Origin of the sequence: Shewanella sp. 11B5 (assembly GCF_002836795.1) — a bacterium.
Classification (GTDB): Bacteria; Pseudomonadota; Gammaproteobacteria; order Enterobacterales; family Shewanellaceae; genus Shewanella; species Shewanella frigidimarina.
In genome coordinates this window covers 1-1,047 of record NZ_PJAP01000201.1, presented here as the reverse complement: position 1 = coordinate 1,047, position 1,047 = coordinate 1, and the positions used below count along the sequence as shown (strand labels likewise).

At 34.2% G+C, this 1,047-nt stretch carries 2 protein-coding genes; both read right to left on the bottom strand.

What is annotated here, in order from left to right:
• Positions 1 to 194 precede the first annotated feature (194 nt).
• Complete coding sequence (locus CXF78_RS01640; RefSeq protein WP_102035780.1) at positions 195 to 629, bottom strand: DUF2057 family protein; 435 nt, start codon at positions 627 to 629, stop codon at positions 195 to 197.
• A gap of 90 nt (positions 630 to 719) precedes the next feature.
• Positions 720 to 1,047, bottom strand: a 328-nt coding sequence (locus tag CXF78_RS21610) for a hypothetical protein (RefSeq protein WP_102035779.1), incomplete at its 5' end; no start/stop codon positions are given.

Genomic DNA, 1,047 nt, shown 5'->3' with positions numbered 1-1,047 from the left:
GACCTATACGAGTATAAAATCTAACAGTGTCACTGGTTACATTGAGTTTTTTAGCTAATTGATTAACCTTCATAAAACCTCTGAAAACACTAAATTTATTTTCAGACACCAATTTGCGGTTCGATGACTCGTCCACTTTTTAGTAGTCTATTTATAAATTGAGGGTGCAGATTAATAGCACCCTCACAGTGGTGCTAATGACTCATCATTTTTCTATGTTGCTTCATGATAATAGCCATCAATTCTTCGTGATTTACTAAGGTGACAGTTTCATTACTCATACTTGCACTATTAAGAGTTATGACTGGAGATGAAATGAAGCTTTTTGCATTTTTCGCAGATAAAATATCCTTTGTACTAACCTGAATATCTTCATCATTTGTTAAATTTAAACTCCAATATAATGAGTCTGACTTAACAAAGTTAGTATCATCTGCTCCCGCAGTGAATACTTCAAAAAAACGTAATTCGACTAAATGCTGTCCTTGTTTGATATCAATTGTGCTCGACCGTTCAGTTGGCTGCCCATCAATGGATGTAAATACTAAATAGTCCGGCAATGAAATAGTGGCGGCCATAGACATAGAACTAACAGCAGATAAAAGTGTAATTGCGATAAATTTTTTCATGAGAAACTCCAGATGCTTTATGATGCTCATAAGTAAACGAGCAACGAAAATCTTTATAAATTAATATAGGTGGTTAATTAAAATAAAGAATTAAGCAATTGGAGGGGGATTTTGACTTCCAAGCGAAGCCGGAGTTGATATCCATAAAGTCGAGTTAACTTTAGAACTTGTGAATAGATCATTAACTAAATTTGAATCTGATAACAAAACAAATGCATTAGCGACTGCATGGCAATGGCTAATACAGTGGCTTGAATCTTCGGGACAACAGTTATCGGTATCATCACAATCATTGTCCATCATAACTGAATGTGACATAGAGCTAGTTTGCATACTTGATTCGGACATTTCGCTAGACATAGCATTATTTGGCATTAATAACTGTGTTATTAATGTCAATATAACTGCTAAATTTAAC